The sequence below is a fragment of the Mycobacterium sp. E2497 genome, assembly GCF_001668695.1.
GTDB lineage: Bacteria > Actinomycetota > Actinomycetes > Mycobacteriales > Mycobacteriaceae > Mycobacterium.
Window position 1 is genome coordinate 1 of sequence record NZ_LZKD01000013.1, and the last position, 554, is coordinate 554.

At 63.4% G+C, this 554-nt stretch carries 1 protein-coding gene; it reads right to left on the bottom strand.

Features of this window, described 5'->3' with window-relative positions; translation table 11 throughout:
* A partial coding sequence (locus tag A5713_RS00895; protein ID WP_197516260.1) for a sensor domain-containing protein occupies nucleotides 1-437 on the bottom strand: 437 nt, incomplete at its 3' end.
* Between the last annotated feature and the right edge of the window lie 117 nt (nucleotides 438-554).

The window sequence follows — 554 nt, forward strand, 5'->3', positions numbered from 1 at the left end:
AGCAACACCGTCGCTGCTTTGGAATCGACAACCGTCGCAACGGCTTGACGGACCGCATGCTCGTACGTGTCCTTGTCCTCTTTGTAGAGATTGCTCCGCCACGCGGTGTAAGCCACCCCCACCGAGTACGTGTCCGGCGCGATCAGCGGCTCGCACTGCGGGTTACCCTCGTCGATGACAGGGGGTGATGGAGGCCTGGTCCAACCGGGCGGGGGCGTGCCCGTCCAGTTGAGTTTCGAGCCGACGATGTCGCCGACCACTTCCGGCGGCACGAGCAGCTCGTCGATGCGATTGAGCGCCAGCGTCGGCCCGACTGTGGGTGTCGGCGAGGGTGCCACCGAAGTGGCGCTGTGGCCGCCGCCCTGCCCGCCGCCGCACCCAACCGCCAACGCGACCACTACAGCCCCGAGCGCCGAAACAATGAAACGAATCCTCATTTCGTCTCCTTGCCAAAAGGGCGAGATCCGTATCTGTTGGTCGAAGAATAGGAGCAGTGCGAGAAACGCGGATCGATTTCCCCAACTTGCTTGCTGCTTGGCGTCGGTCTCAAGTCG